The organism is Gluconobacter sphaericus NBRC 12467, assembly GCF_006539125.1.
Taxonomy (GTDB): domain Bacteria; phylum Pseudomonadota; class Alphaproteobacteria; order Acetobacterales; family Acetobacteraceae; genus Gluconobacter; species Gluconobacter sphaericus.
Map to the genome: position 1 here is coordinate 1 of NZ_BJMK01000066.1, position 4,695 is coordinate 4,695.

The 4,695-nt window shown below is 53.0% G+C and carries 6 protein-coding genes; 5 read left to right on the forward strand and 1 reads right to left on the reverse strand.

The genetic code is table 11. The features are described 5' to 3' along the window. Positions 1-552: DDE-type integrase/transposase/recombinase (locus tag GSP01_RS14335; protein WP_141354620.1), on the forward strand; the 552-nt coding region annotated here is incomplete at its 5' end. Between the two features lie 179 nt (positions 553-731). On the opposite strand, the gene GSP01_RS14340 is transcribed toward GSP01_RS14335, so the two are convergent. Beyond that, entirely contained in the window at positions 732-1,076 is a 345-nt protein-coding gene (locus GSP01_RS14340; protein WP_141354622.1) for a hypothetical protein, read from the reverse strand. A gap of 274 nt (positions 1,077-1,350) precedes the next feature. Between GSP01_RS14340 and GSP01_RS14345 the strand changes: the two genes are divergently transcribed. The 4 genes from GSP01_RS14345 to GSP01_RS14360 all read left to right on the forward strand — a co-directional run bounded on the left by GSP01_RS14345 (position 1,351) and on the right by GSP01_RS14360 (position 4,676). Further along, the gene (locus GSP01_RS14345) at positions 1,351-2,061 is read left to right on the forward strand and encodes a TetR/AcrR family transcriptional regulator (RefSeq protein ID WP_141354624.1); all 711 of its coding nucleotides are present in this window, start codon (positions 1,351-1,353) and stop codon (positions 2,059-2,061) included. Beyond that, a complete protein-coding gene (locus GSP01_RS14350; RefSeq protein WP_141354626.1) occupies positions 2,058-2,966 on the forward strand; it encodes an SDR family oxidoreductase in 909 nt (302 codons plus the stop codon). The genes GSP01_RS14345 and GSP01_RS14350 overlap by 4 nt, the downstream gene beginning before the upstream one ends. A 20-nt stretch (positions 2,967-2,986) precedes the next feature. Beyond that, positions 2,987-3,277 (forward strand): 4Fe-4S dicluster domain-containing protein, encoded by a 291-nt coding sequence (locus GSP01_RS14355; protein ID WP_141354628.1) that lies wholly within the window; start codon positions 2,987-2,989, stop codon positions 3,275-3,277. A gap of 316 nt (positions 3,278-3,593) precedes the next feature. Beyond that, positions 3,594-4,676 carry an IS5 family transposase gene (locus GSP01_RS14360; RefSeq protein WP_167495580.1) on the forward strand — a complete coding sequence of 361 codons (1,083 nt, stop codon included), beginning with the start codon at positions 3,594-3,596 and terminating at the stop codon, positions 4,674-4,676. The last annotated feature ends 19 nt before the right edge of the window (positions 4,677-4,695 follow it).

Consider the following 4,695-nt stretch of genomic DNA (forward strand, 5'->3'; position numbering starts at 1 on the left):
ATCGATATTGCCGAGGTCCAGACTGCTGAAGGCAAGCTGTATCTCTTCGTCGCCATCGATCGGACCAGCAAATTCGCTGTCACACAACTGGTTGAGAAAGCCGATCGGAAGACTGCCTGGGAATTCCTCGAATATCTCCTGAGCATCATTCCTTATCGGATCCATACCATTCTGACCGATAACGGCATCCAGTTCGCTGATCAGCCCCGCAACCGCAATACGGCCTGGTCTCGCCCCATGCGCTTCGACATGATCTGCGAAGCTCACGGGATCGAACACCGTCTGACAAAACCCAACCATCCCTGGACGAACGGTCAGGTTGAACGGATGAACCGGACAATCAAGGAAGCAACCGTCAAACGCTTCCATTACGACAGCCACGAGCAGTTGAGGACACACCTCAATGACTTCATGGCAGCCTATAATTTCGGGCGAAGACTCAAGACTCTGAACGGCCTCACCCCTTACGAATACGTCTGCAAAATCTGGACTTCAGAGCCAGAAATATTCATCATCAATCCAACCCATCAAAACACGGGACTAAACACCTAGGGCGTGTCGGCTTTCGGGTAACTGTGACAACCGCTTCCATGTCTGGAGAGAGGCGATAGCAGCCTGTCTGCTCATGCATCACTGAGCGGACAGGCAGACCAGGGGGGGACAGCAGAAGGTCGGCTTTGCGACATAATCAAATGAAAACGGACGTCACCGCCAATCCCGGTGTGGTTCAGTTAATTCTCCAGCGCGGATGAAGAGAGAGACTGCAGCTCCTCTCGCCACTTACTGGCGACTCCCTCCGCGAGGAGAATGAAGCTCTCCAGCCGTTTCAATCGACCGTTCACTTGGCGACGCACTTTCTCAGTAGAGTCTGGTTTGACATCGAGATCTTCGGCTGATGATCCGAAGCGGATTACGATTTCGACCATATCGTCGTTACATTCAGCTGCCTCCGCCAGTTTGATCCATTCTTTTGATTTGTCGGTGGTCGTACGGGCTGCTTGGCTGAGACAATATCCAATCAGGATCTGGAGGCTTCGAAAAACCTCCTGGTTTTGAAGCCAGCTCTGTGATTCCATTCGTCCGGTTCTGACTGAGGGAATGGCGGAGGGAGACACGCCCTACCGCTCAAAAGCCAATGAGGACTTCATGGAAAAGCAGGGATTTGTCTCGAAAGTTCACAGGAAAAAGCCCCAAAGAACCATCAATCAACGGATCTTCGATCCCTCCAGATTTTCCAAACAGGCTCTCAAGCCGTCGATGTCCGTCCGAGCCTGATCTTATACGGCAAAATGAAATAAGCGCTTGAATATAAGTGAGCGTTCACTTACCTTACTTTCGTAAGGAGAACCCATGCCGACCTCACGCCGTTCCAGACTGTCCGCGACTGATCGCAAGCAGGCCATCTTGTCCGCTGCAGCTCCCATTTTCGCCCGGCTTGGGCGGGACGGTGCGACGACCAAGGAAATCGCCAGAGCCGCTGGTGTTTCCGAAGCTTTGCTTTATCGGCACTTTACCAGCAAGGACGTGCTTTATGCGGCGCTTGAAACCCACTGCGTTGAAGCGAATGCAGTTGGCAGCCGTATTCTCGCCGAGGCGACGCCTTCGACTGAAACATTGGTCATGGGTGTTGCCATACTCGTACACGCGGTGTTTCCCGGAATTGGCGATGCGCAATCTCACGAAGACACCAAACGCCTTGTGACGGCCAGCCTGCTTGGCGATGGCCAGTTCGCAAAGGCGTTCCTCGACCAGCATGTAAAGCCGTGGGTCAGCGCTTTTTCTCAATCATTCAGGGCGGCTCAAGACGCGGGAGACGTCGAATCTGGCATTCATATCGGTCATGCAGAGATATGGTTCGTCCATCATCTAGCGAATACTTTGCATCTCATCAGCCTGCCCGACATCACGGTCGTTGAATACGGCATCACACGAGACAAGCTGGTCGAAAACACTATCCGGTTTCTGTTGCGCGGGCTCGGGCTCCAGAACGCCGTCATAGACCGGCATTACGACCCGAAGAAACTCAAGATGATCATTATATCAATGGATCAGAAAATATGATGGAATCGATCAGGACTATAGGCGTCATCGGCGCAACGGGGCGGCTTGGCGCGCCAGTTGCAACGGAACTGGCGAAACATTTTCAGGTGAGGGCAATCGTCCGTTCGCCGGACAAGGCCCGGAGGATACTGCCGCCTAATGTCGAAATCGCCCAGGCAGATCTGCGGGACATTGCGGGGTTGCACAAGGCGCTCGACGGGGTGGATGCGCTCTATCTCAACCTTGCGACCGACACGGCGGATTTGACGCTTCCCTTCTACGAAGAGAGGGAGGGTGTGCGGAACTTGATGAGCGCCATCAAAGGGTTGAATATTAAGTATATTGCTAAAATCGGTGCTCTGGGGGCCTATCCTCCCGCGCTCAACACTATCAGACATAACATCGTGCCCAATATTATTCGGATGGAAGGGCACAAAATCATCGCGGATTCCGGTATTCGTCATACGTTTTTCGCGCCGACCCATTTCATGGACCTGCTCCCAAATATGATCAGCGGTCGAGCGCTCCAGTGGATCGGGAATACACACATCAAAATCTGGTGGATCAGCTCCGCCGATTATGCGCGCTGGGTGATTGAGGCGTTTCAGAATCCTGAGGCAATGCCTGTACATTGCCCCGTACAGGGGCCGGAAGCGATCTCCGTCAGACAGGCGCTGGAGCGGTTTGTCCGAAATTACGATCCGACACTCAAAATTCGCGTGGCTCCACTTTGGATCATGCGGATGATCGGTCTTTTTAATCCGAAAATGAAGTTCGTCGCGCATTTGTTTGCGTATTTCGGGGATCACGAAGATCCGTTCTATGCCGAAAAAACCTGGCAGGAACTGGGCAAGCCCACAACTACGCTCGAGATGTTCGCGCAGGAACTGCGGCAAAGTCGGCATTTACAACAGGGCGCGAAATGAGCGGGTCAGGGAATAAAGCGATGACCACACCTAAATGTCTGAAAGACGGCCAAACAGGACGGGTCATGCCGGTTGTAGACTTTAATCGCTGTGAGGGAAAAGACGCCTGCGTCGCCGTGTGTCCTTACGATGTGTTTGAAGTGCGCAAGATCGATCCGTCCGATTATCGCGATCTTTCACTTGTGGGCAAAATCAAGAGCTATGTCCACGGAGGGATGGTCGCCTATACCCCGCATGCTGATCAATGCCGTGCTTGTGGTTTGTGTGTGAAAGCATGTCCTGAGCGCGCAATCAAATTGGTGAAAATTTGACGTTCATACAAAGATGGCTGCCCATCTTTCTCTATAATCAGAATTTCTTCTGATGTAAGTCGTCATGAATCCTCGTGCTTTGGGGAAGCTATGACAGCCTATCTCTTTCTGGAGAGATTTATCTGTCTTAGCTATTTTGAGCATCTATTAAAAATCTGATCTTACATGACTATCCAATACTGATGCGACCGCATCGCGCAGCCATACTGCGGCAGGATCACGATCACTCCGGGCTGACCAGATGGAGGGTTCGAAAAACCCCCTGGTTTTGAGGCTCCCTTTGTGATTCCAATTCCCCGAGTTGATTGGGGTATGGATCATGAAGCAGGCTGGTTTCTTTGATGTTGAAGAGCGGCTGGCCCGGTTAAGCGGGCTTGGTGATCAGCTCGAAGCGTTTTCCCGGACTGTGGATTTTGAGGTGTTCCGCCCTGATCTGGAGAAGGCACTGGCCTATTCCGACGGAAGCAAGGGCGGGCGACCGCCATTTGATCCGGTGCTGATGTTCAAGATCCTGGTGATCCAGACGCTCAACAATCTGTCTGATGAGCGGACAGAATATCTGATCAACGACCGCCTCTCCTTTATGCGTTTCCTTGGCCTGGCGCTTTCAGATCGGGTGCCTGATGCCAAAACGGTCTGGCTGTTTCGTGAACGCCTGACCCAGGCGGGAGCGATCGAGGGCCTGTTCAACCGCTTTGATGCGACCCTGCGCAGCGCTGGTTATCTGCCGATGTCAGGCCAGATCCTGGATGCCACGCTGGTCGCTGCTCCAAAGCAGCGGAACACCAACGCAGAGAAAGCCGATCTCCGGGCAGGCTGTATTCCTGAAGACTGGCAGGACAAGCCATCCAAACTGTCACACAAGGACAGGCATGCACGATGGACGCTGAAGTTCACGAAGGCAAAGCGGCAGGATGATGGAACCATGCCATCCAGCGATCTCGCCATCCCGTTCTCTGGCTATAAATCGCACATTTCCATCGATCGGAAATTCCGGTTCATCCGAAAATGGAAGACAACGGATGCCGCCGCCAGTGATGGTGCGCGGTTGAGAGAAGGGCTACTGGATAAAACCAATACGGCCTCAACGGTATGGGCTGACACAGCCTACCGCTCCAAAGCCAACGAAGACTTTATGGAAAAGCAGGGCTTTGTCTCGAAGGTTCACAGAAAAAAGACGCATCTCAAACCTATGCCCCGGCATGTCCAGAAATCGAATGCTGGAAAGTCGGTCATCCGCTCGCGTGTCGAGCATGTCTTTGCCGATCAGAAGTCACAGACGGGGCTGTTCGTTCGAACCGTCGGCATAACGCGAGCCGCCATGAGGATCGGGCTGGCCAATATCGTCTACAACATGCGCCGCTTCCTCTTCCTGGAAAGATTGAGTGCGAGCGCGTAGCTATCAGCGGGTAACAGCA